The sequence below is a fragment of the Kitasatospora sp. A2-31 genome (assembly GCF_022288725.1).
Classification (GTDB): domain Bacteria; phylum Actinomycetota; class Actinomycetes; order Streptomycetales; family Streptomycetaceae; genus Kitasatospora.
Genome location: NZ_JAKNTA010000019.1, coordinates 45,465 through 45,992, shown reverse-complemented (window position 1 = coordinate 45,992; position 528 = coordinate 45,465). Strand labels below are relative to the sequence as shown.

The following is a 528-nucleotide window of genomic DNA, read 5'->3' as shown; positions in this document are numbered from 1 at the left end:
GGTACCGGGAGAGCATCAGGTCGGCGGCCGGGCCGACCAGCTCGTAGCTCGCGGTGCGGGCGATGCCGCCGATCACCACCAGCCGCACCTCGGGCCGGACGATCAGGTCCGCGGCGACGTTCACCGCGTTGGTCACCACGGTGATGCCGCCGCGTTCGGCCAGCACCCGGGCCAGCTCGCTGGTGGTGGTTCCGCCGCTGAGGCCCACCACCGCACCGTCCGGCACGAGTTCGGCGGCGGCCTGGGCGATCCTGCGCTTCTCCTCGCGCTGCTTCTCGCTGCGGTGGCGCAGCGGCAGTTCGAGGTTGACCGGGCCGGTCACCGCGCCGCCGCGCGTGCGGTGCAACAGCCCCTGCTCGTGGAGCTCCTGGAGGTCCCGGCGGACGGTCGCGGTGGAGACGCCCAGGAGCCCGGCGAGCGCGTGCACGTCGGCGCTCCCCGCTTCGGTGACGTGCGCGAGTATCCGCGCGGATCGATCAGCTTTGAGCATGCCGCGAGTCTAGCCCCGGGCCCGGCCTTTCAGGCCTG

Annotated in this window: 1 protein-coding gene; it reads right to left on the bottom strand. The window is 73.5% G+C overall.

Annotated elements, in window-relative coordinates:
- On the bottom strand, positions 1–490 hold a 490-nt coding region (locus tag MCM47_RS34565; RefSeq protein ID WP_238950859.1), incomplete at its 3' end, for a DeoR/GlpR family DNA-binding transcription regulator.
- Positions 491–528: the final 38 nt, after the last annotated feature.